This window comes from Bifidobacterium sp. WK041_4_12 (assembly GCF_041080795.1).
GTDB classification, from domain to species: Bacteria; Actinomycetota; Actinomycetes; order Actinomycetales; family Bifidobacteriaceae; genus Bombiscardovia; species Bombiscardovia aquikefiricola.
This window is the reverse complement of record NZ_CP129674.1, coordinates 1,584,166-1,609,482: the sequence shown is the minus strand read 5'-3', so window position 1 is coordinate 1,609,482 and position 25,317 is coordinate 1,584,166. Positions and strand designations below refer to the sequence as shown.

Here is a 25,317-nt window from a genome sequence, read left to right as displayed (position 1 = left end):
GAGGTTGGACCAATCCATGGCAACCTATCGTGATGAAGGTGTGATCCTCAGAACCGTCAAGCTGGGAGAGGCTGACCGCATCATTACCCTACTCACCAAGATGCATGGCAAGGTGCGGGCAGTGGCGAAAGGTGTGCGACGAACCCGTTCGAGGTTTGGCGGCAGGCTCGAACCCTTCATGCGTGCCGACGTGCTCATTGCGCAAGGCCGCAATCTTGACGTGATCTCGCAGGCTGTAAGCATCGCCACATACGCTGACCCCATCTGTGCGGACTATGATGCGTACATGAATTCAGGTGTCATCGTCGAGGCGGTTGACAAGATTGTCAGTACCGAGCATGAACGTTCACTGGATCAATACTCGCTGCTGGTTTCAGCCCTCGCATCGATGGCCAAGCACAGGCACAGCCCCAAGGCGACCGGCGAATCATATGTCATGCGGGCGCTCTCTCTGGCTGGGTGGAGTCCTCGAATGGATTCATGCGTCGTATGCGGAAGACACGACGATCTTGGCTATTTTTCGGTGCATATGGGCGGGATGATGTGTCTGGCAGACCATACGCCAGATGCACGAGTCATCGATACGCTATCGATCTCGCAGATGAATGCACTGCTTTCCGGGGACTGGTCGTTGCTGGATTCACACGATTTGACCTCCAAAGTTGACGAACTTGTTGAGGAATGGGGAGAATACTATCTTGAACGGCCAATTCGTTCACTGCGGTTGTTAGATTCGAATGTATGACTTTTGACCGCGTCGACTACAAGTCGCTGGATGTGCCCGCAGCACCATTTTCCCAGCCCGATAGGATTCCGTATTTTCCCAAGAACAAGGTGCCTCGTCATGTTGGCGTAATCATGGACGGCAATGGACGCTGGGCAAAGAAACGTGGATTGGTACGAACCGACGGTCATCAGGCCGCTGAACCTGTGGTGTTCGACATCATTGCCGGGGCAATCGAAGCTGGCGTGCGATATCTGAGCCTGTACACCTTCTCCACGGAAAATTGGAAGCGCACGCCAAGTGAAGTGCGTTTTCTCATGGGATTTTCCCGCGACATCATTCACCGCCGCGTATCGCAGATGAATGCCTGGGGGGTGCGTGTCCGCTGGTCGGGAAGAAAGCCGCGACTGTGGAAGTCCGTGATCAACGAGCTTGAAGATGCCATGGAACAGACCAAAAACAACAATGTCATCGATGTTGTTTTCTGCATCAACTACGGCGGACGTGCGGAAATAGCCGATGCGGCCTCTGAAATTGCCAAGGAAATCGCAAAGGGCAAGATCAAGGGCAATCGAGTCACGGAGAAGATGATTGCCGAGCACCTATATAATCCAGACATTCCCGACTGCGATCTGGTCATAAGAACGTCGGGGGAGCAGCGGACCAGCAACTTCCTGCCGTGGGAAGCGGCATATTCTGAGCTTGACTTTGTTCCAGAACTATTCCCAGACTGCGGGCGCGACGTGCTCTGGCGCGCGATTAACGACTATGTGCATCGAGATCGCCGTTTTGGTGGCACCAAATAGAGCAAACGGGATATTTTCGAGGGTGATTGCGAGTTTTGTTGCCTATATCAAGTAGACATGCTCCAAAACCGTGAAATGATCTTGAAATGTCAACAAAAATACCCGTTTATAGTTCAAAATTGCCGCAAAACTCGCAATCGCGAAAAATAATGAGCCTATTTGCTCAAAATCTCGTCCACAAGTTCAGCTTTTTTATGAATCTGCCCCTTGACACCTGGACGAATGTCCAGTTTGAGCACCACCCCGGTGCGGAAGCCCTGATTTGCGAGTTTCAGCGTCGCATCGCGCACGACATCGAGCACATCATCGAGGTCTCCTTCGATGTTCGTAAACATGGCATTCGTTTCATTGGGCAATCCTGAGTCACGAATCACCTTGACTGCCTGAGCGACATATTCGGAGAGTTCTTCTCCCACACCGCTGGGCGCAATCGATAATGCGGCCACGGTATTGATGTAATTGCCAGTCTGCGTGGACTGGGCCTGAGATGCTGCTTCCTTCGTTATTTCTGCTTCACTCATGAAATTCTCCTTTTGCATTGAACATGTGAAATTATTGGCTGTCCCGAACCGAGCGCCATGCCTTGACCAAAGCTTCCGTTGCCTTCTGTGGATCATCGGCACCTGCTATGGCAGAGATAACAAACCATCCTGCAGCCTTGGTTCGGGCCAGTTCGGGAACGTCAGCAACGCTGACACCTCCTCCAGCGACAACGGGGTATCGGCTGATGTCTGCCAGCCTGCTGATGCCTTGAACGGCGAGAACATGCATCTGCCCATCGTCTCCCACACCGCAATCGGGTTTGCTCACGGAAGGATGCACAGGGCCTGCGCCAACATAGTCGATGACTCCTTCATCCAGCTCGTTCACCAAATCTACAAGTTTGTCTGTTGCCGCCGAAAGACCAATGATCGCGTTATCTCCGAGCAACTGTCTGCAGTAGTGAACATCCATGTCAGTCTGACCGACATGAACGCCATCGACCTTGATTCCCATGCATCTGCATTCCCACGCGACATCGACGCGGTCATCTATCACGAACGCGACGCTATCGCTCTTCCCAGCAGCTTCGATGACTTCGGCAATCTGACGGGCGAGTGCGATGATTTCTGAAGCGTCGGAGTGCTTGGCGCGCAATTGCACGCATGTGATTCCACCTGCAAGCGCTTCCTTAACTATCGTTGCCACGTCACGACCATTCGTGTTCTCTGGCCCAATTACCAGATAGGCCGAAATGTCAAGTACCTTCCGTAACGAAGGAAAATCATTGACCTGCGTTGAAACTTTCATTCTTTCCTCGATTTTCTTTGTATAATCACGTATTTCTTCGTGTAATCGCGTATTGCTTCATGCAACGATTGATGTTTCAATGCATGTCAATGATGGTTGAATCTGCGATTTCTGCAGCTTGAATCTGCCACAGGGCATCCAGGAATGCTGTCTGGAAGCTGCCAGGCCCCTGAGCTACTGTGCCAGCCTGTTCGGAAGCGCAGTTGAAATGCAGGGAAGCTGCGAGTGCTGCGGTCAATGGGTCGCTTACTGCCAGATAGGTTGCCGTCACACCTCCCAGAGAGCAACCGGCACCGGTGATTTTCGTCATCATGGCATTGCCACCGGGAAGCCGATAGACACGGTCGCCGTCGGTTACCAGATCGCGTTCTCCTGAAACGGCAACCGCTGCGGTATGCGTTGCGTTATGTTCACGAAGGTACCGAGCGAGTTCGATGGCATGAAGGGTCGCGCTGTCAACGTCGTCTACGGATTCAACGCCGGCAGGACGATTCACCTTGCCGTTGGAATCCGTTTTCAGGCTGATATCCCAAATGCCGCACAGGGCAATGATTTCGGATGCGTTCGCGCGCACGATTGTTGGAGGGTATTCGGCGAAAGCTTTCAGTATCCGCGTTCGTGTCGAGCCCAGTCCTGCTGCCACAGGGTCAAGAACCCAGAGTGATGTGCGCTCGAAGAAGCTTTTGGCTATATCCTTCAGCGCGTCCTCATACGAGGGCAGGAGCGTGCCGACATTGATGTAGCTTGCGCCGGAAATTGCCTCAATATCCTTGATGTCATCGGGTAGAAAGCTCATCGCCGCGCTCCCGCCTGCGGCAAGCTGCGCATTCGCAACCAGGTTGATGGTTACGAAATTCGTGAATGATTGTGCGAGCGGCGTTTTCTGACGAACTTCCTCGCACGCTGTCCTGATCCGTTCACGAACGGGATCGTTCAGTGACAGGTTTTGCGAAGACTTGGAAATCGACGCTGTTCGCACTGCAGTTGATCGCACTGCAGCTGTTCGCACTGCCTCTGATTGCGCTGACGATAATGGCGAAGCCGATTCCGATTCCGAAGCCGATGCCGATGATAATGATAATGACGACAGTGATGATGTGTTTGGTATTGATGATGCGTTTGGCAATGATTCAGTCATTGCATGCCTCCCTACGATGGTATTAACCAACAGGTTCCAAGGGTCAGGTTGTACCTTCTCAACTCAAGCGAGTTCCCCTGCACGACCTTTTCAGACTAAATGACAACGCAGACATGAAACCGTCTGCAATGCTCGCCAGAGCAAGGAATGAGCAAGGAATGAGCAAGGATAAGAGAGCCTGTCAGTGTCACGCGGTGGCTATAACCTTGAACTCGTTCAAATCCTGGTGAAATCCAACAAGAGGTGTTCCGTGTCAGAATCCAAACTTGATGCCGTTGTGTCGCTGGCGAAGCGTCGTGGCTTCGTTTTCCCGGCTGGAGAAATCTATGGCGGGACGCGTTCCGCTTGGGATTACGGTCCTCTCGGCGTCGCGCTGAAAGACAACATCAAGCGCGAATGGTGGCGTTCCATGGTCGTCACCCGTGGCGATGTGGTCGGCGTGGACACATCAATCATTCTGCCTACTGCCGTATGGGTTGCCTCCGGCCACGTAACCGTTTTCAATGACCCTCTGATCGAGTGCCTGACCTGCCACAAGCGTCACAGAGCCGACACCTTGGAAGAGGCATACTTGGAGAAGCATGGCCACGAGCCCAAGGACGGTCTGAAAGACATTCCATGCCCAGACTGCGGCACCAAGGGCAACTGGACCGAACCGCGTGACTTCAACATGATGCTCCAGACCCACCTCGGCCCGGTTCAGGACGACAACAGTCTGCACTATCTGCGTCCGGAAACTGCACAGGGCATCTTCGTTGATTTCAAGAATGTCATGGGTTCTTCCCGTTCCAAGCCCCCGTTCGGCATTGCCAATATGGGTAAGAGTTTCCGCAACGAGATCACGCCCGGAAACTTCATCTTCAGAACCCGCGAGTTTGAGCAGATGGAGATGGAATTCTTCGTCCAGCCAGGCACTGACGAGGATTGGCATCAGTACTGGATTGATACCCGCACGCGCTGGTACACCGATCTGGGTGTCAACCCTGAGAATCTTCGCCACTATGAGCATCCCAAGGAAAAGCTTGCCCATTACGCGAAGCGCACCGTCGACATCGAATATCGCTTCGGATTCCAAGGTTCCGAGTGGGGTGAGCTTGAAGGTGTCGCCAACCGTACCGACTTCGACTTGAGCGCGCACGCGAAGCATTCTGGCGAGGATCTGAGCTACTTCGATCAGGCTTCGGGTGAGAAATACACGCCATTCGTCATCGAGCCAGCCGCAGGTCTTACCCGCTCGCTCATGGCATTCCTTGTCGACGCCTATGACGTTGACGAAGCGCCTAACACGAAGGGCGGCGTTGACCGTCGTACCGTGCTGCGACTCGATCCAAGGCTCGCACCTGTGAAGGCTGCCGTGCTTCCACTGTCCAAGAAGCCTGCACTGCAGACGATTGCGCATAACCTTGCCGCAGACCTGCGCCAGAACGAGTGGATGATCGATTACGACGAAGCCGGAGCCATCGGACGCCGCTACCGTCGTGAAGATGAAATCGGCACGCCGCTCTGCATCACGGTGGACTTCGACACGATTGACGATCATGCAGTGACGATTCGTGATCGCGACACGATGAAGCAGGAACGCATCGCCCTTGACAAGGTCGAGGAATACGTACGTGTTCGCATTCAGGAGAAGCGCGTCCGCTATCCTGAAGGTCCGGCGAAGATAACAGGTCAAACCGCAGCCGATGGCTCGGTCGACGTGACCAAGGAGCAGGGCATCGATGAATCTGCGCCCGTCAAGGTCGCTGAAGCCGGTGGCAATTACTGATTCCACTGCCATCCAATTGGCGCATGTGCTCGAAGGCTTATGCGCTCAAGGGAAGGTTTATGCAGGGAATGCGGATGATGTTCGTGTCGTCTGCAGGTCGCTATGAAGGATCGAGGAGGGAAATGCTTTCAGAAGACAGTCACGGCAACAGCAGCACATCTGCTGCAACGCTCACCAATGAGCAGTTTCCCGGAATCGATCTCGGCGGCATCCATATTGACACTCCAGTGATGCTTTCGCCGATGGCTGGCGTTACCAACTGGCCGTTCCGCGTGCTGTGCGAAGAGTTCGGCCCGAATGGTCTCTACGTGGCCGAAATGATTACGGCTCGTGCCTTGGTTGCCAAGAATCCGAAGGCTTTCAGGCTATGTCGTTTCGCTCCTAGCGAACATCCACGATCCCTTCAATTGTATGGCGTCAATCCTGAGATCACGCGTCAGGCAGCTGCAATGGTCGTGGACGGCAACATGGCCGACCATGTCGACTTGAACTTCGGATGCCCAGCTCCCAAGGTAACTCGCCATGGCGGAGGGTCTGCGCTGCCCTGGAAGCTGGATGTATTCGCCGAGCTGATTCGCAGAGTCATCAGCGTATGCGAGCCGGCAGGCGTTCCCGTCACTGCAAAAATCAGGGTTGGCATCGACCATGAGCATGAAACCTTCCTTGAGGCCGGTCGCATAGCGCAGGAGGAGGGCTGTGCGGCAGTGACGCTTCACGCTCGAACGACTGCGGAATACTACGGAGGTCATGCCGATTGGAATCGCATCGGTGAACTCGCCCAGGAACTGAGCATTCCAGTCTTCGGCAACGGAGACATCTGGACTGCCGAAGATGCCCTGGCAATGATGTATCAGACCGGTTGTGCCGGAGTTGCCATCGGCCGAGGCTGTCAGGGACGGCCTTGGCTTTTCGCAGACATCGCCAATGCGTTCTCGGGATCATCCGCAAGGGTCAATCCCACACTTGGTCAGATCGGTCAGATCATCAGTAAGCACGCCAGACTGCTCACCGATTTCTATGACGGTGACGAGAAGATGGCAGTACACGACCTTCGCAAGCATGTCGCCTGGTATCTCAAGGGCTTCCCGGTCGGTGGCGAGGTGCGCAGGCAGTTCATGGAATGCGAAAGCGTCGCTGACGTCGATGCCAAGGTTGCCGATTTCGATCAGGACACCCCATTCCCGATGGCAATTGCCGATCAGCCCCGTGGACGTGTCAGATATGCAAGGAAGGTTCATCTTCCCTACGGATGGCTTGATTCGCGAAGTCTGCCAGCAGAGGAACGCGAACAGTTGTTTGGTGATGATCCGATGGATGCCTCGTATTAATTCTTGGGTATTATCGATCAGTATTAGTTGGATTCTTACCTGACTGAATGTGGCGGAGTTGAATACGGACATGTTGAATGCAGCTGTGCGCCCGACACAGCTGTTGTTCGACACAGCTGTTCGACAATGTTGTAATACGGCGTAACTTCCGACTAGGCTTGGGTAACTTAGGGAGAGGATTGTTGTTAATTGTGGAAAAAACAACGGTACACGCCCAGAATTGCGCTTGTTAAGGGTATGAACTGCGATAGAGTTGGAACAAAGCGTGAGAACAGGAGCTTACTGTGAGCGAGATTGCCCAGATTGACAATTTCAACGACAAAACCAACATCAAGGTCGTCGGCGTTGGTGGTGCAGGTGGTAACGCAGTCAATCGAATGATTGCCGAAGGTCTGCAGAACGTTGAATTCGTGGCTGTGAATACCGATGCGAAAGACTTGTTGCGATCAGACGCGGATGTCAAAATCTCGTTGTCGGACAATTCCAGTCGTGGCTTGGGCGCTGGTGCCGATCCTGAAAGAGGCGCCAAGGCGGCGCAGGATCACCAATCTGACATTGAAGAAGCACTGAAGGCTTCCGATATGGTATTCGTGACAGCAGGCGAAGGCGGCGGTACTGGAACGGGAGCTAGCCCGCTTGTCGCACGAAGCGCTCGTCAACTCGGCGCACTGACCATCGCAGTGGTCACCAGGCCATTCTCCTTTGAAGGTCCTCGCCGTGCATCATCAGCGGAAACCGGCATCGCCAACCTTCGCAATGAAGTCGATGCGTTGATCGTCATTCCGAATGACCGTCTTCTCGATCTTTCAGATCGCACAGTCAGCGTCATGGATGCATTCAAGACGGCAGATACGGCATTGCTCGCAGGTGTGCAGGGCATCACCGACCTGATAACGATGAACTCATACATTCACGTTGATTTCTCCGATGTGACTGCAATCCTCAAGGATTCTGGAACGGCGCTCTTCGGCATCGGTGCCGCGCGAGGCGAGGATCGCGCAACGCAGGCAGCCGAGATCGCCATCAGCTCGCCATTGCTCGAAGAAAGCATCGAAGGGGCGCATGGGGCGCTCATCAACATTGCAGGCCCGACTGATCTGAGCATGCAAGAGGCTTCAGCCGCCGTACAGCTGGTGCAGAATGCCATCCATCCCGAAGCGCAGATCATCTGGGGACTTGCGCTTGACGATGCCTATGGCGATGAAGTCAGAGTGACCGTGATCGCTGCGGGATTCGATGCCAACGCCAAGAATGACGATGAAGGTGCACATAACGAGCATCAACCTCAGCACAAGGCCGAGAGCAATGCCCAGCCAATCGTGCCTCCACTGACCCCAATTCATACTGCAGATGCGCCGCAGTCTGACGAATCCGCTTCGGATCAGACATCCGAGCACAGGGTCGTTCAGGCGGCCGAGGCTCAGCCTGAACGTCAGGAAAGTGCCCAGCCGAAACAACGTGAGTACGATTCCACAGATGACGATGATTCATCGGATTCCGGGGATCTCGATATCCCTGATTTTCTTCGCTGATCGAGTAGGGGGCTAAAATGGCGAATTTCATGAAGAATGCCATGTCGTACCTTGGTATGGCTGATGTTGTGGACGAAGATGCGGACGTTGCCGCTGCACAGAGCGACAATCCCGCCACCGATTTCGACAGCGACAGATCGGTCACGCCGATGTCCCAGGAGTCTTCGAATTCGGTTCCACTGCGCAGCCACGGTGATTTCTCAACGAAAATCAGCAGAATCACCACCATTCTCCCCAAATCATATGAAGACGCCCAGCTGGTTGGACGCGCGTTGCGTGATGGCGTGCCAGTCGTGCTCAATCTTTCGAATGTCACCGAGGCCGTGGCCTATCGCATAGTGGACTTCTCAGCAGGTGTCGTGTTCGGGGTTCGCGGTTCCATCGAGCGTGTCACGCCACGAGTGTTCCTGCTCAGCCCTGCACAGGTCAACATCAAGGTCGAGGACCCGAAGCCCACCTCATCGTCACACGATCTGTTCTCGGACTGAGTTTTTCAGGCATCACTTGTTTTCAGGCAACGTTGATTCTCAGGCAACGCTGGTTCTAAGAAAACACTCAGCTTCATCAGGAATCTGTCTGCTAGGGTGAGGTTCATGCTTTTTTCGTTGATTCACGCATTGCTCCATTGGGCAATCAGCGCATATCTGCTGATTCTGTTTGCTCGAATGATTCTAGACTGGTCCCAGATTCTCGCTCCGCGATGGTATCCAAGGGGCATTGTCGCCTCCTTGCTGCGAATCGTCTATCGTCTGACCGATCCACCGCTTCGATGGCTCCGCCGTTTCATTCCGCCATTGCCGCTCGGTGCAATCCAACTGGACATGAGCTTTATGGTGTTGTATTTTGTACTCGTCGTTTTGCAAATACTTATCTAGCAAATACTTATCTAGCGTGTTGCGGACTCGAAGAAGACACAAGACTCAGCTACGTGCTAGAGTCTTGATTTGATACCAAGAATGCAAAGCATGTTGCTTGAAGCGAGGTGGAACATTAATGGCTCTTTTGACGCCAAAGGACATTAGAGAGCATATCTTCCAAACTGTGAGGTTTAAGGAAGGCTATGACGTTGACGAGGTGGACGACTTCCTCGATCAGGTAACTGAGACCGTTGAGGCTTTAGGACAGAAGGCCGTTCAAGGTGGTGCGTCTACGCAATCACTGAGTCCGGACGTTACCAGTCTGAACACCAAGATTTCTGACCTGACCGCTCAGCTTGAGGCTGCGCAGAGCGAGAACAAGAAGCTCAAGGAACAACACGCCGAATCGGAGAATTCTGCATCGCAGGCAAGCAGCCGCGAGCTTAATGAGGCTCAGCAGCAGGTTCAGGCGCTGACGCAGCAGAACGATCAGCTCAAGCAGCAGGTCGATCAGCTCAATTCCCAGATCGATCAGCTCACCGCTCAGGCCGCCAAGGGCAACAACACCGAGGCGCTCACCGCTCAGCTGGCTGCCGTAAGCAAGGAACGCGACCAGTTCAGAGCAAAGGGCGAGGAGCTCGCCCAGCAGCTCGGACAGAGCAAGCAGCAGCTCTTCCAGGTTCAGCAGAGCGCACGCGACTTTGCCACGAAGAACGACACCCTGTCACATCAGCTTGACGAATCGAAGCAGCGCGAAGAGCAGCTTCGTCAGCAGGTCTCCAAGATGGAGCCATCGACGGAGACTGGCAGCCTGAAGAAGATCGCAGGCGCAGGTGCCGACGCGAATTCCGAGCCGGAACGCGCAACGGCCATGCTCACACTCGCCATGCAGCTGCATGATCAGTACGTTGACAAGGGCAAGGCCAAGGGTGCCGAACTTATCGCCGATGGTCAGGCCAAGCACGATGATCTGGTGGCTAAGGGCGATTCCTACATGCATCGCACCCACGCGGATGCCGACAGCTACTCCAAGCGCGTTCACGACGAAGCCGATGGATACTCCGACCGTGTGCGTTCGGAAGCCGATGCATACTCAGGCAAGACTCGTCTGGATGCCGACACATACTCCAAGAACAAGCGCGCCGAAGCCGACACCTACGAGGTTGAGGTTCATCAGAAGGCTCAGGCCTACGACCGCAGCACACGTTCGAATGCCGATCAATACGAAGCCGATGTCAAGAACAAGCTGGTCGAGCAGTCGAAGGTCATCGAGGGCAACATTCAGGGACTCAAGCAGTTCGAGACTGAATATCGCAGCCGCTTGAAGTCCTTCCTTGGTCAGCTCGTCTCGCAGGTCGCGAACACCGATTCATTCGATGGCATTGGCTCGGATAAAGGCGAAGATAAGTGACATCAGACAGCAATACTCCTTCGAGAATTGCTGCACAACGGCCGCGCAGAAGCGTGGCCGTTTTCTCATGTGTGGCGCTTGTAGGTCTCATCATCGATCGTGCAAGCAAACTGCTAGCACTACGATACCTTTCGCTTGACGAATCCAAGCGGGTGATACCCCATCTGCTCTCGCTACGCCTGCTCAGAAATCCGGGGGCTTCGCTGGGGTTTGGCTCCAATTCCACATGGGTTATTTCGCTGCTTGCCATAGCCGCATGCATCGCACTTGTCATCCTTGCGTTCCGTTCGACCTCAAGGCTATGGGTAATCGTACTGGGCATGGCCTTCGCTGGTGCGGCGGGCAACTTGATTGATCGTGTGGTCTACGCCGATGGGATGCTCAACGGCAAGGTGGTCGATTTCCTCGATTACGGCTGGTCGGTGGGCAATGTCGCAGATATCTTCCTCATGCTCGCAGGCATATGCATGGTCGTTCTGGTATGCGTAGGCGTTCCTTGGAGAATCAGCGACCAGGATGCGGACAACCATCACGGTAGCGCGGACACCCATGACAGCAATGAATGAACGGATCAATGACGTCGACAGCAAGAGCCGTGTGCTGCCGGTACCCGACGCTCTGGTTGGAAGACGATTCGATGTGGCATTGTCCAAGATGATGGGCTTGTCGAGAGCCAAGGCGAGCGATCTGATTGATTCCGGGCATGCGGCTCTGATTGATCGCCCCTATTCGAAATCGACCGTGCTGCTTGACGGCGACGCGATGGAAGTGCGCCTTGAAAGCCCCAGCCATCATGTCGAGCCTGTTGCCAGCGAAATGTCGATAGCATACGAAGATGATGACATAGTCGTGGTTGACAAGCCCGTTGGCGTTGCGGCGCACGCGTCGGTCGGCTGGACAGGTCCGACCGTCCTTGGCAGCCTCATGGCAAGGGGAGTGCACATCACCAGCTATGGCGCTCCCGGCAGACATGGCATTGTGAGCCGTCTGGACGTGGGTACAAGCGGACTTATGCTTGTCTGCAAGTCTGAACTCGCATACAAGGAAATGCGCCGTCAGTTCGCCCAGCACGAGGTGGTGAAAACCTACCACGCTCTGGTGCAGGGCAATCTTGAACAGGACAGGGCAACCATCGAGGCACCGATTGGACGGGCGAAAGTCTCAGACTTTCGATTCACCGTCACACCGATGGGCAAGGAAGCGATCACGCATTGGGATGTGCTTGAGCGCTTCTCCGAGGCAACCCTAGTCAGCGTCAATCTTGAAACCGGCAGAACGCATCAGATTCGCGTGCACTTCTCTTCCATCAAGCATCCACTCGTGGGCGACCACATGTATGGTGCCAATCCAAAGATGGCCGAAGAGCTTGGCCTGGACCGTCAGTGGCTGCATGCCATGCGTCTGGAGTTCAGACATCCAAGAACGCATGTCTGGACTCGAGTGGATTCACAGTATCCCACCGACCTCGAACACGCCCTCGATGCGATCCGAGCGCGACACTCCCAGCAATAGCGCGTGGCTTTGGCTTCGAGATGACTTCTGGTTGCTTATGGCAGACATTGCATTAAGTTAGAGAACATGGCAACTCGCAGCTTCGTTCATCTTCATACCCACACGCACTATTCGATGCTTGATGGTGCCTCTCGCATTCCCGATCTGGTCGAGCAGGTGAAATCTCTGGGACAGCCAGCCATCGCGATAACCGATCATGGCAACATGCATGGCGCATACGAGCTGTGGAAAACGGCCGTTGGCGCAGGTGTCAAGCCGATCATCGGCATCGAGGCATATGTCACGCCTGAGACGGCCCGTCAGGACAAGACGCGTATTCATTGGGGAACCGACGCGCAGCATTCAGACGATGTCTCAGGCAATGGACTCATCACCCATATGACGCTGCTGGCGCAGAACGATCAGGGTCTGGTGAATCTTCTGAAGGCTTCGTCGGTTGCCAATCTTGAGGGACTGGTTGGCAAGTGGCCTCGTATGGATAAGGAAGTGCTCTCGACATATCATGAGGGCGTCATCGCGACGACTGGCTGCCCGTCAGGCATCGTGCAGACCAGACTCAGACTCGGACAATACGATGAAGCATTGCGGGCGGCCTCTGAATTTCAGGACATTTTCGGACGCGAGAACTATTTCGTGGAACTCATGGATCACGGACTCGAAATCGAACGCCGAGTCACCAGAGACTTGCTTCGCATCGCCAAGGAAATCAATGCTCCTCTTGTTGCGACCAACGATTCTCACTATGTTCATGAGCAGGATGCCTCGGCTCAGGATGCGCTGCTGTGCATCAATTCAGGGTCAAGGCTTGACGAGCCAGGGCGTTTCAAATTCGATGGCAGTGGCTATTACATCAAATCCGCTGAAGAGATGCGGGAACTGTTCAAGGAATTCCCTGAGGCGTGCGACAATACGCTCGCGATTTCGGAGCGTTGCAATGTGATGTTCGACGATCATGAGGATGGCGCCTTCATGCCGCAGTTTGACTGCCCTGAAGGATGGGATGAGACCTCGCTGTTCCTGCGCGATGTCGAGGAGGGACTGGAGAAGCGCTTCCCCGATGGAATTCCCGAGCATGTGGCCAAGCAGGCTGACTACGAGTGCGGTGTCATCTGCCAGATGCAGTTTGCAGGGTACTTCCTGGTGGTTGCTGACTACATCAACTGGGCGAAGGCCAATGGCATCATGGTTGGTCCTGGACGTGGCTCTGCCGCAGGTTCGATGGTGGCCTATGCGATGGGCATCACCGAACTTGACCCCATCAAGCACGGGCTTATCTTCGAACGATTCCTGAATCCTGAACGTGTCTCCCTGCCTGATATCGATGTGGACTTCGACCCGGAAGGTCGCATGAGGGTTCTGGAATACGTGGCGGAGAAGTATGGTGCCGACAAGGTTGCCCAGTGCGTCACCTACGGCACGATCAAGACCAAGCAGGCGTTGAAGGATTCCGCGAGAATCATGGATTATGAGTTCTCGATGGGAGACAAGGTGACCAAGGCGATTCCGCCGGCCGCAAACGGCAAGGACATCAGCCTCAAGGACATCTTCGATCCATCGGCGAAACGCTATGCGGAAGCCAAGGAATACAGGGATCTCTATGATTCAGATCCCGATGTGAAGAAGATCACCGAGCAGGCTCTGGGCATCGAGGGCATCATCCGTCAGACCGGTGTACATGCCTGCGCGACGATCATGGCATCGCAGCCGATCACGAACACCTCGCCGCTCATGCAGCGCAACGATGGCACGATCACGACAACCTTCGAATACCACACCTGTGAAACGCTAGGACTGGTGAAGATGGATTTCCTTGGCCTCTCCAACCTTACGGTCATTCGAGACACCTTGAAGAACATCGTGCGCAACGGCAAGGATGCCATCACCATCCAAGACATCCCGCTTGATGACAAGGAAACCTACCAGCTGCTTTCACGCGGCGATACGCTCGGCGTGTTCCAGCTCGATTCCGATGGCATGAGATCGCTGCTCAAAACCTTGAAACCGGATAACTTCAACGATATTTCGGCACTGATCGCGCTGTATCGCCCTGGTCCCATGGATATGAATTCGCATACGAACTATGCGAAGCGCAAGAACGGGCTGCAGAAGATAACGCCTATCCATCCTGAGGTCGAGAAACCGTTGAAGGCGGTTCTGGACGAGACCTATGGCCTGATCGTCTATCAGGAGCAGGTGCAGTCTGCCGCTCGTATCCTTGCCGGATACTCTCTGGGCAAGGCCGATGTGCTCCGACGAGCGATGGGCAAGAAGAAGCCAGAGGTGCTGGCCAAGGAGAAGGTGCCGTTCTTCCAGGGCATGAAGGACCACGGATACTCCCAGGAGGCGGCTCAGGCCGTGTGGGACATTCTGGTGCCGTTCTCAGGCTACGCGTTCAACAAGGCGCATTCGGCTGCCTACGGCATGATCTCCTACTGGACCGCGTATCTGAAAACCCATTATCCTGTTGAGTTCATGGCTGCCCTGCTGCAGAACGAACGCAGCAACAAGGACAAGACGGCACTGTATCTCGGTGAGGCGCGACGCATGGGCATTCAGGTGCTGCCGCCCGACGTGAATGAATCGGTGCTTGAATATTCCGCTGTCGGTGACGTCGTACGATTCGGACTCGGTGCGATACGCAACGTCGGTGACAAGGCAGTGGCTGACATCATCGCCCAGCGCAAGAGCTCCCACGGCAAGTTCGTGAACTTCGTAGACTTCGTGCGACGGGTCTCGCTGAACGTGCTGAACCGCAGAACCATTGAGTCGCTGATCAAGGCCGGTGCCTTCGACGGCATCGACCCGAACCGTAGAGCGCTCTATCAGATCCATGAAAGCGCCATCGATTCGCTGGTTCCTCTCAAGCGCAAGCAGGCCGAGGGACAGTTCGACCTGTTCGCTGACCCTGACGGCGGCAGCAACGACGATGTGATGGGCGATGCCGCAGTGACCGTTCCGAACATCGACGAGTGGGATAAGTCAACGAAGTTGAACTTCGAGCGCGAAATGCTCGGCCTCTACGTCTCCGACCACCCATTGAGCGGCATGGCTTCGGTTCTGGCCGGTCTTCGCGACATTTCCATTGCCAAGCTCGTGGACAGCGCGCAGGCCATGGATGACGGCAACGTCAGAACCGTGACGATTGCAGGCCTTATCACCAATGTTGATCGGCGCGTCTCACGCAAGGGCAATCCCTGGGCCATCGTGACGGTCGAGGATCTGGAAAGCTCAATACAGTGCATGTTCTTTGGCAAAGTGTACGAGGCAAGCCTTGCCGATCTTTCCATCGACACGCTGGTCAAGATTCGTGGACAGGTCGAAGTTCGTGACGAAACGGTTTCGATGCGTGCCATGGAATTGGAGGTGCCCAGCATCGAGTCGGCAGACGAGCGTCCGCTGATGATAGCGCTTCCCAAACCGGCCTTGGACAGGGTTCATCTGGACCGTCTGAGCAGCATCATCAAGAATCATCCAGGATATTGCGAGGTCAAGCTCATCGTGCTTCAGCATGATGGCAGCGTGCAGGTGCTGACCTTCGGTGACGATTTCCGCGTGCATAGGGACACCAGCCTCTTTGCCGAGATCAAGACGGTATTCGGCCCTTCCTGTCTACCGATGTAGTGCGTGGGGTGGGCGCCGCAGTAGGCGCAGTATGTGCTTACACTTGCGGTTACATTCGTATGCTCGTAATATCTGCGTCCATAGCAAGGAGGGTTCATGGTCGGTTCCAACGCAGAGCAGTTGGCACTTGATGGCCTTGCTCCTCGCAAACGCCGCAAAAGAGCCCCTGCAGAGCGTGTACCTGCCGAACGCAATCCGATAGCTCAGGTCATCTTGGACGTGCAGGCAACCCAGCTTGGTTCAACCTTCGATTATCTGGTGCAATCCAAGGATGACGAGGCTGCACAGCCGGGAGTGCGCGTGCGCGTGCGCTTTGGCCATCAGCTGCTCTTTGGATTCATCTGGAAGCGCGTCGCATCCAGTTCTGCGCCGCCATCAGCGCTGCGCTACATAGAGCGAGTGGTCAGTCCACAGGTCGCAGTCAGTGAGCAGAACAGGGCAGACATCACCGATATCGCGAACGCATACGGCGGCACCAGAGCCAATATTCTCAGAATGGCAGTGCCCCCCAGGGTGGCGCGCGTCGACGTGGAACAGCAGCTGGTCACCGGACGCTTCGCCATAGGGGTGAGCGAAGCGTTGAAGCAGCACTTGCAGACGTGGTGTGACGAACGATATGCCACGCTGGAACGCAGCTACGACCATATGGGGCAGCTTCGCGCGAGCATTGCGTCTCATGCGTCGTCAGGATATGTGTGGAACGTGTTGCCCGGAGTGCTACGATGGGCGTACGATGCCGCATGGGCGTTGATCGAGGCTTTGCTTGTCGGCAAGGCTGGAATCATGGTACTGCCTGATATGCGGCATGTTCTCGATCTGGTTGAGGTGCTGCAGAACGCGGGACTACGACGCTTTGCCCCAAGCAAGGCAGCTCATGGTTCGTGGGATGGAGACTTTGCTGTGCTCGGCGCAGCCCTGCCGCCCGAGGAACGATATCGGGCTTTCCAGGCCGTTGCGAGCGGACAGATTCGATGCGTCATCGGCACGCGCGCCGTGATGTATGCGCCAGTCGAGGGCAGCGCAGTCTTCGCCATCATGGACGATAACGCCTACCAGAATGCGGACGGCTTCATGCCCTACGCCCATGCGAGAGGGGTGCTGCGACTGCGTGCGAGAAACCATAGAGGTACCTTCATCGACTTTTCCGCAGTGCGCAGCCCCATCAGCCAATGGGAAATCCAGGATGAAAGCCATGCAGCCAACTCGGTGTGCGGCACCAGCATCAACGTTCGAGGATTGCGTACCGTGACGCAGGAGCAGTCGCCATGGATTCGATGGCTGAATCGCGAGGAACTCGCCCGGCTCGCGGATCCGGCAATCGGCGCTCGTGTCCCGCATACGGCCGTCGCGGTCATACTTCGTGCGCTGAAGCTTGGCCCGGTGCTGCTTTCCATCCCTCGTGAAAGCTCCCACGAGGTACTGTGCTGCAGTGCGTGCCATCGTCAGGCGCGTTGCAATCGTTGCACGGGTCCATTGATGGGCACCATTCACGATGGACGCGTCCCACACTGCCTATGGTGTGGTGCCGCTGCCGTCGACTGGTCATGTGCGAATTGCGGCAACGAATCCATGCGCGTTCTGCGCGTCGGCGCACAGGGCACGGCTGCGGAACTGAAAGGTCTGTTCCGCCATGTTCCGATTGTGGTGTCAACACCACAGCAGCCCAGAGGAGTGGTTACCGACATCGTTGACAAGCCGCAGATCGTGATAGCCACACCGGGGGCTGAGCCTCGTGTGAGACCGGTTGGAAACTCAGGTGGAAACTCGAATGGAAGCTCGGTTGGGAACTCGGCTGAGGCATCCAGAATGCGCGAACAGTCGTCGTATCAGGCTGTGGCCATTCTTGATGCATGGGCGAGCCTCTATGCCTTCGGGGTTGATGCCAGAATCGATACTCTGACGGACTGGATGCACGCTTCCTCGCTGTGCCTTCCTCGAACGCAGGGCGGTCAGGTCATGCTCATCGGAGAAACCGATCCGGCACTGGCTCAGTCGCTGATGCTGTGGGACAGTGGCGTGCTGGCAAAGCAGGAGTTGAAGGACCGCGCAGCAACCGCGCTGCCGCCTGTCGTCGCCGCTGCATGCATATGGGGTAACCGCGATGCCGTCATGAACACGATGAATGAGATCGGGGTTCTCAGGGGAGACTATGCTGCCGTGGAAATCAATGGCGAGGAGGTTCCCGGATTTCTTGGACCCGTGCCGATTGCACCACCGCGCAACATTGCGGCACGTCAGCTCGAAGGCACGCATGACCGCGTGCGGGCGATTGTGCGTGTGCGCGTGCAGGCAAGGGATGAACTGGCATTGCGATTGCGTGCGAGCGTGGCCAAGCATATGGCGACGCGAAATCCCAAGGAATTGCATTTTAAAATGGATCCGAAGGATCTGATGTAGTTTCTCCATACTCAGTGTTTCCATGTATGGAGGAGCAAGAGAAAGGACAGATTGAAATGCCTGAACCCATTGAATCGCCAAATGCCCCCAAAGACATCGTCACCGCTGACCTTGTCACAGCAAATGTCATCACCGCCCAAGGCCCTGCAGAGCAGGCTTCGGAGCAGCCCATCACCGATGTCGTTTTCGATTTCGGCAATGTTCTGGTCTATTGGGAGCCGAGCGCGGCCCTGGTAAGCAGATACAGCCCGAACACCATCAATCATTTTCTTGACGACAAGGTTTCTGGCTTCTTCGAGGCCAACGATTTCCTCGATGGGGGAGCACCGATAGAAGATGTGACGGCATGGATGGAACGCACCCACGGACGTGAGAACGCCGACATCTTCCGCTTCTACCTTGACCATTTCGAAGACTCGCTGACCGGCGTGGTTCCCGGCGCTCGCATGCTCATTGAGGATCTGAAGGCTGCAGGCATAGGCGTATGGGGCTTGTCGAACTGGGAACGGACGCTGTTCCCCATCGCATGGAAGCAGTTCGGCATACTGCATCTGCTGCAGGACAAGGTCGTCTCCGGCAATGTTCGCATGCGCAAGCCACACAAGGACATCTTTGACCTAGCCATTCGTCAGTTCGGCATCAATGCACAAACCAGCCTGTTCGTAGATGACAAGTCGCAGAATGTGCTCGGAGCCAATGCCTCGGGAATGAGAGCGTTCCAGTTCTCAGATTCCTATAAGCTGCGTCACGCCCTGATCGCCGCAGGAGTCGCCATTCCATCAGTGCAATGATGCCGCAGTGTCATGAGGTCGCGGCGTAATGATGCCGCAGTGCAATGAGGTTGTAGTGTCATGAGGTCGCAGCGCAATAATGTCGCAGTGCCATGACTTGGCGTGAGCCATGCGAAAGACTTGCACGTGTGTGAGGCAATAGGGGGGAGAAGCATATGAAACTGTTATTTGCAGGTACGCCGGAGGTTGCCGTACCATCGCTGCAAGCCTTGGCAGCAGACGATGATTTCGAGATTGTCGCCGTGCTGACCAGACCAGACGCTCCCCAGGGGAGAGGTCGCAGACTGGTTGCCAGCCCGGTAAAGCAGGCGGCAGAGCAGTTGAAGATTCCGGTGCTGGAAGCGAATCCAAGCGATTCGCAATTCGTGGACACGCTCAAATCGACAGGGGCAGAGATTGCCGCTGTGGTTGCATACGGTCGAATTCTTCGCGAGAACGTACTCGATGCACTGCCATTCGGATGGTACAACCTTCACTTCTCACTGCTTCCGCAATGGCGCGGCGCTGCCCCTGTGCAGCGCGCCATCTGGGCTGGCGACAGTCTTTCTGGCGCTACGGTCTTTCGCATTACCAAAGGGCTTGATGATGGGCCGATTGTCGCTCAGTCGACGGCCGAAATCGGCAGGCACGAGACTGCAGGCTCACTCCTGAACCGTCTTTCCATCGACGGCTCCCATCTGCTGACGATGTCATTGAAGGCTGTGGTTGAAGGTCGGGCACGTCCCGAGCAGCAAGAACGAGGCGTGTTTGAAAAGGCTGAGAAAATCACCGTGGAAGATGCCCATATAGACTTTCATGCACCCGGCTATGCAGTAGAACGCCAGATTCGTGCATGCACGCCGGAGCCGGGCGCCTGGGGTCATCTGCACGATCAGAGCGACGATGGTGAAGATGGCTTGCTGATGCATGTGCTCGATGCGCGCGAGGCCACATATCTTCCCAACGAGATGCCACAGGAGTTGCAGGGCAAGCTTCTTCGACCTGGAGAACTGCTTACCTCGAAGAAGCATGTCTGGGTGGGAACATTGACCAAGCCCCTCGAACTGCGACAGGTCAAGCTTCAGGGTCGCAAGGCGATGGATGCGGCAGCATGGGCTAGGGGCGCGCGCCTGACCGAAAGCGCACATATCGATTAGAGCACGCGTAACCATAGCTGGATTTCACGGGGTTTCATGGGTTTTCATAGGGTTTCACAGTGTGATTTCGAGTTTTGCGGCAATTGCAAAGTATAGAAGGCTGAAAGTGGCGATTTTTCGATGAAAATACAGGGCTAATGAGCTTGTATACTTCGCAATTGCCGCAAAACTCGTATTCCTAACTCGAAATGTCGAATTCACTGCTGATTGTTCTGCCAAACGCTATCGATTATTGAAATAACCGGTCGTAAATCTCTGACATTCAGCGCATGGGGCGCAGCCTGCCGTACCGCGGGCTTGGCGCAGAAGGCAATGCTTGTTCCTGCGGCAAGAATCATCGGAATGTCGTTGGCCCCATCGCCGATGGCGACCGTGTCGGCCATGTCAACACCATCTTCATCGGCCCAAGATTGCAGCGCACGTAACTTCGTTTCCTTGGTGACGACCTCGCCGAGCGTTCTGCCCGTAAGGAAACCATCTTTTGTTTCAAGCGTGTTGGCGATGGCGTGATCGATTCCCGCCAATGCCACCAATCTGTCAACGATTTCATGAAAACCGCCCGAGACCACGCCTACGGTCCAGCCACGATCATGTGCGGTGGCGATCATGTCAAGAGCTCCGTTGGTGAAATGCACTGCATTGAAGACATCGTCGAGCACCGAGACCGGCACTCCCTGCAACAGACGAACCCGTTCGGCGAGAGCCTGCCGGAAATCCAATTCTCCGCGCATTGCTCGGTTCGTGATGTCTGCGATATGCTCGCCCTTGCCACTGGCCTCACCAATCAAGTCGATAACCTCTTCGTCGATGAGCGTCGAGTCCACATCCATGACGAGTAACCTTTGGGGACTGACCTGATCTTGTACCGGCGAGTTGTTCGGAGCTTGCAAAGTTTGGTTGTGCATGGTTTCGATTCTCTGCAATCGCTGGGACAATATCGAATATGAATCCGACTCATATCATTATGGCCGCTTCCTCATGCACCACGGAACAATCTGGCATCATCGGCACCATCACCGAATGGCTTGTGGAAGTCATGCATCAGGTGGGAGGTGTCGGAGTAACGCTCGCCATCGCACTCGAATCGATTTTTCCACCCATTCCCAGCGAGGTGATTCTGCCTCTGGCTGGTTTCACCGCATCACAGGGCAAGATTGGCCTTCTGGAAGCCATCGTCACCGCCACGCTCGGCTCTCTTCTGGGAGCATGGACGCTGTATGGAGTCTCGCGTTGGATCGGCTTCGAACGACTGGAACGCATCGCCACCCGGATTCCTGGCGTGAAGTCACGCGATCTCGAAAAGGCGAACCATTGGTTTGAGAAGTACGGAACATGGTCGGTTCTTATCGGGCGTGTCATCCCCGTTGTCCGCTCCCTGATTTCCATACCTGCGGGCCTGGGTGCGATGAATTTCTGGAGTTTCACCGCATGGACGCTGCTTGGTTCGGCCGTATGGAACAGTCTGCTCATAGGTTTCGGTTTCGGTCTTGGTGAACAGTGGTGTTCGATTCTTGGTGTCATTGGCATTATGGAAGATGCCGTCATCGTTGTCGCCATAGTGGTCATTGTGCTGCTGGTTGGCCTGTGGGTGCGTAATCTGATACGAGAACGGCATGGATCGCAGAGGCAGTAGCATGGTCGGCCGGCCATTGCCAACGGGATTTCTGGACTTGTACAGGCGTAAGGCTGTGGGGAGACAATGCAATGAGTGAGCATCTGGATCAAGAGGCGATGGATGTTAGTGCCAAGAGCATGCGCGATGAATCGCAGCGCCTGCAGGAGGCTCGCCCTACCAGTCAGCTCCAAGACATGGCTGCACGGCTTGATGCATCACAGCGAAAGAACCATGCGCTTGCAGCGGCTCTCACCAAAGCCGCAGAGGAGCTGGGCAAGGCCAAGGCCCAGATGGAGCAGCTGGCCAAGCCACCCATGAGCTTCGCCGTATTCATCGCTCCAGACCATATCTCGCTCGACAGTCATAACGTTCGCCATGCGACGGCAGAAGTCGCACTCGCCAACAGGCGCATGATCGTTCCTGTCGCACCAAACATCGACATACAGCGAGCTGTACGCGGTGAATCGGTACTGCTCAACGAAAACATGATTCTTGTGGAATGCAGGGGTCAGCACAGGGCCGGTCAGGTTCGTGCCGTGCTGCAAGTGCTGGATGCACCGAATGTGGTGGTGCAGGATTCCTCCGGCAGCGCTTCGGTGGTAACACGTTCAGGGGCATTGATGGACACGCGAATCGTTGTCGGCGACCGAGTCATACTCGATGACTCCTGCCGTATCGCGCTCGACCTGCTTCCCGCTGAAGACGAGACGAATCTGGTTCTTGAAGAGACACCTGACGTCAGTTACGCCGACATCGGTGGTCTCGATTCTCAGATAGGCCGTATCCGCGATGCCGTGCAGCTGCCTTTCGAACATCGTGAACTCTTCAAACGCTATGATCTGCGACCGCCGAAGGGCGTTCTGCTGTATGGTCCTCCAGGAAATGGCAAAACCATGATTGCCAAGGCGGTGGCGAATTCCCTCGCCCTCGGCACGCATGCCCGCCATGGCATCTTTCTCTCGGTCAAGGGGCCGGAACTGCTCAACAAATTCGTCGGTGAGTCTGAACGTCTCATTCGTGGCATCTTCAAGCGTGCCCGCGAGCGTGCCGCGCAGGGCGCGCTGGTCATCGTTTTCATCGATGAGATGGATTCGCTGCTGCGCACACGAGGATCCGGCGTGTCATCGGATGTCGAGACCACGATAGTGCCGCAGTTCCTGGCGGAGCTGGACGGCGTCGAAGCTCTGGACAACGTGATCGTGATAGGTGCCTCCAACCGTGTCGACATGATCGACCCGGCAGTGCTGCGCCCAGGCAGACTCGACGTCAAGATTCGCATCGATAGGCCGGACAGCTCGCAGGCAGCGAACATTCTGCAACACTATCTGACGAATGATCTGCCGATTCAGCTCGACAATGATTCGGACAGTCTGGTGTCGTTGATCGTGCACGATATCTTTGCTCGCGAAGACCGCCGGAAAGTCTGCGACGTGTGCGACGAACGGGGTCAGTGGGCCAGCATATTCTTTGCCGATGTCGTCTCTGGTGCCATGCTGAAGAACATCATCGACCGTGCCAAGACCAAGGCGGTCAAGGCATCCATAGAGAGCGGGAGTGACGTGGCGCTGAGCGCCGCCATATGCGCAGAGGCGGTGCAGGACGAGTTTCAGGAGAGCGCCGATTCCATCGGCGATGCCGACCCATCCCAATGGTCCAACATCACTGGCTTGGATGTAGTAGGACATGTGGTTCGCATCGAGCGTTCCAGGAATGCAGAAGGTGAGCGCGCATGAGCGTGCTGCGACTGATGGGCACCGAAACCGAATATGCGGTCAGCGATTTTGAGGACTCCACCATAAACCCGCTGCAGCTGCCCTTCGACGTTGTCGCCGGTGCTGCAGACCCGCAGACGAAGGGCATCCGTTGGGATTACGGCGAAGAGGATCCAACCAACGATGCACGAGGCATGAGACTGAGCAGAGCTTCAGCGCCGGCAAGCATGCTGACCGATGCACCCCAGCTGCACATCACGAATGTGATAGCTCCCAATGGTGGCCGCATATACGTCGATCATGCGCATCCAGAATATTCAGCACCCGAAACGACAGACCCCTTCACTGCGCTGCGCTATGACCATGCCGGAGATGTGCTGATGGAACAGGCCGCAGTCAGGGCGAGCAGCCGGACTGGAAGACGCATCGAGCTCCATCGCAACAACGTGGATGGCAAGGGTGCAAGCTGGGGAACGCACGAGAACTATCAGATGCTCAGAGACGTGCCTTTCGAGCAGGTGCAGCGGCTCATGACCGCGCATTTCGTCTCACGGCAGATCTTTGCAGGTTCAGGCAGAGTCGGCATTGGCGAACGCTCCGAAACGGCAGGATATCAGCTCAGCCAGCGCGCCGATTACATCCACCGTCGTGTGGGCTTGCAGACCACATTCGAACGCCCGATCATCAATACCCGCGACGAATCGCACAGCACGGCTGACAGACGGCGTCTTCATGTCATCGTAGGCGATGCGAACCGCATGGATGTGCCGCAGGTGCTGAAGCTCGGAACGACAAGCATGTTGCTCTGGATGCTGGAAGTGCGGCACTCGTGGCACACCTCGCAGATGAGCGAACCCGGGGAATCCATCGACTTCGTCAACCCGGTGGGTGCCCTGCATGCAATCTCTTATGATATGAGTCTTGCCAAGCGATACGCCCTTGACGATGGCAGCGAAAGTTCCGCAATCGAGATGCAGACCCGTCTGTATCGAGCCGTTGAGCAGACGGGACGCGACGTTTACGGATGCCGCGATGATGATGCAAGTCAAGTGAATTGGCCCGACAAGCCAACGCACAGCGTCATGAACCTGTGGCACGGCATTCTCTCCGATCTGGAACGTATCCGAGATGCCGACGATAATCAGCGTCTTACTATGCGAGACGAATCTTCTCGCATTGAATGGTTCGCCAAGTGGCAGATATTGGAATTGCTCAGACGACGCATGAAGTCTTCCAACGGTGACAAGACTGATGCCACAACATGGGCCGCGCCGAAACTGAAAGCCCTGGACCTGTCATGGTCTGCATTGGATTCGCAGCACGGTATCTTCCCAACGCTCAGCAGCCGATGTGAGCATCTGATCGACTCCGAAAAATTGGACAAGGCATGCCATGAACCACCTGAAACCACGCGGGCATGGCTGCGCTCGCAGCTGATTCATAGATTCCCCGAGCAGATCGTGGGCGTTGCTTGGGGGAGAATCACGGTTGCCGATTCGCGTCATCGTGGCAATCCAAGCACTCTGACGCTTGACATGCGTGATTCTTCGAACTTTGATAAGAGTCATTGCCAGGCTGCACTGGTGCAGGCTCGCAGTGCCGCCGAATGCATCGAACTGCTCTCGGCAAACGAGTCGGACTCCTCGCATGTCTGAGAGAAATGACTGTGCAGAGGCCGC

At 55.6% G+C, this 25,317-nt stretch carries 21 protein-coding genes and 1 riboswitch; of the genes, 17 read left to right on the top strand and 4 right to left on the bottom strand.

Going from position 1 to position 25,317, the window contains the following annotated elements; translation table 11 throughout:
- The first annotated feature begins 16 nt into the window (after positions 1-16).
- Together recO and QN215_RS06865 are read left to right on the top strand one after the other, a co-directional pair.
- On the top strand, positions 17-745 hold the full coding sequence (recO, locus tag QN215_RS06870; protein WP_369343585.1) for a DNA repair protein RecO: 729 nt from the start codon (positions 17-19) through the stop codon (positions 743-745).
- Entirely contained in the window at positions 742-1,530 is a 789-nt protein-coding gene (locus tag QN215_RS06865; protein ID WP_369343584.1) for an isoprenyl transferase, read from the top strand. The genes recO and QN215_RS06865 overlap by 4 nt, the downstream gene beginning before the upstream one ends.
- A gap of 155 nt (positions 1,531-1,685) precedes the next feature.
- On the opposite strand, the gene QN215_RS06860 is transcribed toward QN215_RS06865, so the two are convergent.
- The 3 genes from QN215_RS06860 to QN215_RS06850 form a co-directional block, all read right to left on the bottom strand.
- Positions 1,686-2,051 (bottom strand): MTH1187 family thiamine-binding protein, encoded by a 366-nt coding sequence (locus QN215_RS06860; RefSeq protein ID WP_369343583.1) that lies wholly within the window; start codon positions 2,049-2,051, stop codon positions 1,686-1,688.
- A 31-nt stretch (positions 2,052-2,082) separates the two neighbouring features.
- Positions 2,083-2,820: a thiamine phosphate synthase gene (thiE, locus tag QN215_RS06855; protein ID WP_369343582.1), complete on the bottom strand. Its 738-nt coding sequence runs from the start codon at positions 2,818-2,820 to the stop codon at positions 2,083-2,085.
- Between the two features lie 76 nt (positions 2,821-2,896).
- Positions 2,897-3,799 (bottom strand): hydroxyethylthiazole kinase, encoded by a 903-nt coding sequence (locus tag QN215_RS06850; RefSeq protein ID WP_404978528.1) that lies wholly within the window; start codon positions 3,797-3,799, stop codon positions 2,897-2,899.
- A 149-nt stretch (positions 3,800-3,948) separates the two neighbouring features.
- A riboswitch (TPP riboswitch) is annotated at positions 3,949-4,047 on the bottom strand.
- A 161-nt stretch (positions 4,048-4,208) separates the two neighbouring features.
- Between QN215_RS06850 and QN215_RS06845 the strand changes: the two genes are divergently transcribed.
- The 12 genes from QN215_RS06845 to fmt all read left to right on the top strand — a co-directional run bounded on the left by QN215_RS06845 (position 4,209) and on the right by fmt (position 20,311).
- Positions 4,209-5,726 (top strand): glycine--tRNA ligase, encoded by a 1,518-nt coding sequence (locus QN215_RS06845; RefSeq protein WP_369343580.1) that lies wholly within the window; start codon positions 4,209-4,211, stop codon positions 5,724-5,726.
- 122 nt (positions 5,727-5,848) lie between these two features.
- A complete protein-coding gene (dusB, locus tag QN215_RS06840) occupies positions 5,849-7,054 on the top strand; it encodes a tRNA dihydrouridine synthase DusB (protein ID WP_369343579.1) in 1,206 nt (401 codons plus the stop codon).
- 284 nt (positions 7,055-7,338) lie between these two features.
- Positions 7,339-8,586, top strand: a complete 1,248-nt coding sequence (ftsZ, locus tag QN215_RS06835) for a cell division protein FtsZ (protein ID WP_369343578.1) — start codon at positions 7,339-7,341, stop codon at positions 8,584-8,586.
- 17 nt (positions 8,587-8,603) lie between these two features.
- Entirely contained in the window at positions 8,604-9,074 is a 471-nt protein-coding gene (locus tag QN215_RS06830) for a cell division protein SepF (RefSeq protein ID WP_369343577.1), read from the top strand.
- A gap of 105 nt (positions 9,075-9,179) precedes the next feature.
- Complete coding sequence (locus QN215_RS06825; protein WP_369343576.1) at positions 9,180-9,461, top strand: YggT family protein; 282 nt, start codon at positions 9,180-9,182, stop codon at positions 9,459-9,461.
- A 118-nt stretch (positions 9,462-9,579) separates the two neighbouring features.
- Positions 9,580-10,854 (top strand): DivIVA domain-containing protein, encoded by a 1,275-nt coding sequence (locus QN215_RS06820; protein ID WP_369343575.1) that lies wholly within the window; start codon positions 9,580-9,582, stop codon positions 10,852-10,854.
- Positions 10,851-11,420 carry a signal peptidase II gene (locus QN215_RS06815; protein ID WP_369343574.1) on the top strand — a complete coding sequence of 190 codons (570 nt, stop codon included), beginning with the start codon at positions 10,851-10,853 and terminating at the stop codon, positions 11,418-11,420. Before QN215_RS06820 ends, QN215_RS06815 begins: the two co-directional genes overlap by 4 nt.
- Positions 11,413-12,366 (top strand): RluA family pseudouridine synthase, encoded by a 954-nt coding sequence (locus tag QN215_RS06810; protein WP_369343573.1) that lies wholly within the window; start codon positions 11,413-11,415, stop codon positions 12,364-12,366. Before QN215_RS06815 ends, QN215_RS06810 begins: the two co-directional genes overlap by 8 nt.
- A 66-nt stretch (positions 12,367-12,432) precedes the next feature.
- Positions 12,433-15,987 carry a DNA polymerase III subunit alpha gene (dnaE, locus tag QN215_RS06805; RefSeq protein WP_369343572.1) on the top strand — a complete coding sequence of 1,185 codons (3,555 nt, stop codon included), beginning with the start codon at positions 12,433-12,435 and terminating at the stop codon, positions 15,985-15,987.
- A 96-nt stretch (positions 15,988-16,083) separates the two neighbouring features.
- The gene (locus QN215_RS06800) at positions 16,084-18,384 is read left to right on the top strand and encodes a primosomal protein N' (protein WP_369343571.1); all 2,301 of its coding nucleotides are present in this window, start codon (positions 16,084-16,086) and stop codon (positions 18,382-18,384) included.
- Positions 18,385-18,410: 26 nt separating this feature from the next.
- Positions 18,411-19,175: an HAD family hydrolase gene (locus QN215_RS06795; protein WP_369343570.1), complete on the top strand. Its 765-nt coding sequence runs from the start codon at positions 18,411-18,413 to the stop codon at positions 19,173-19,175.
- Positions 19,176-19,330: 155 nt separating this feature from the next.
- Complete coding sequence (gene fmt, locus QN215_RS06790; protein ID WP_369343569.1) at positions 19,331-20,311, top strand: methionyl-tRNA formyltransferase; 981 nt, start codon at positions 19,331-19,333, stop codon at positions 20,309-20,311.
- A 197-nt stretch (positions 20,312-20,508) separates the two neighbouring features.
- On the opposite strand, the gene serB is transcribed toward fmt, so the two are convergent.
- Positions 20,509-21,141, bottom strand: coding sequence for a phosphoserine phosphatase SerB (serB, locus tag QN215_RS06785; protein ID WP_404978489.1), 633 nt, complete (start codon positions 21,139-21,141; stop codon positions 20,509-20,511).
- Between the two features lie 113 nt (positions 21,142-21,254).
- Between serB and QN215_RS06780 the strand changes: the two genes are divergently transcribed.
- The 3 genes from QN215_RS06780 (at position 21,255) to dop (ending at position 25,293) form a co-directional block, all read left to right on the top strand.
- On the top strand, positions 21,255-21,944 hold the full coding sequence (locus QN215_RS06780) for a DedA family protein (RefSeq protein WP_369343567.1): 690 nt from the start codon (positions 21,255-21,257) through the stop codon (positions 21,942-21,944).
- A gap of 119 nt (positions 21,945-22,063) precedes the next feature.
- Complete coding sequence (arc, locus tag QN215_RS06775; RefSeq protein WP_404978527.1) at positions 22,064-23,659, top strand: proteasome ATPase; 1,596 nt, start codon at positions 22,064-22,066, stop codon at positions 23,657-23,659.
- The gene (dop, locus tag QN215_RS06770) at positions 23,656-25,293 is read left to right on the top strand and encodes a depupylase/deamidase Dop (protein WP_369343566.1); all 1,638 of its coding nucleotides are present in this window, start codon (positions 23,656-23,658) and stop codon (positions 25,291-25,293) included. Before arc ends, dop begins: the two co-directional genes overlap by 4 nt.
- The last annotated feature ends 24 nt before the right edge of the window (positions 25,294-25,317 follow it).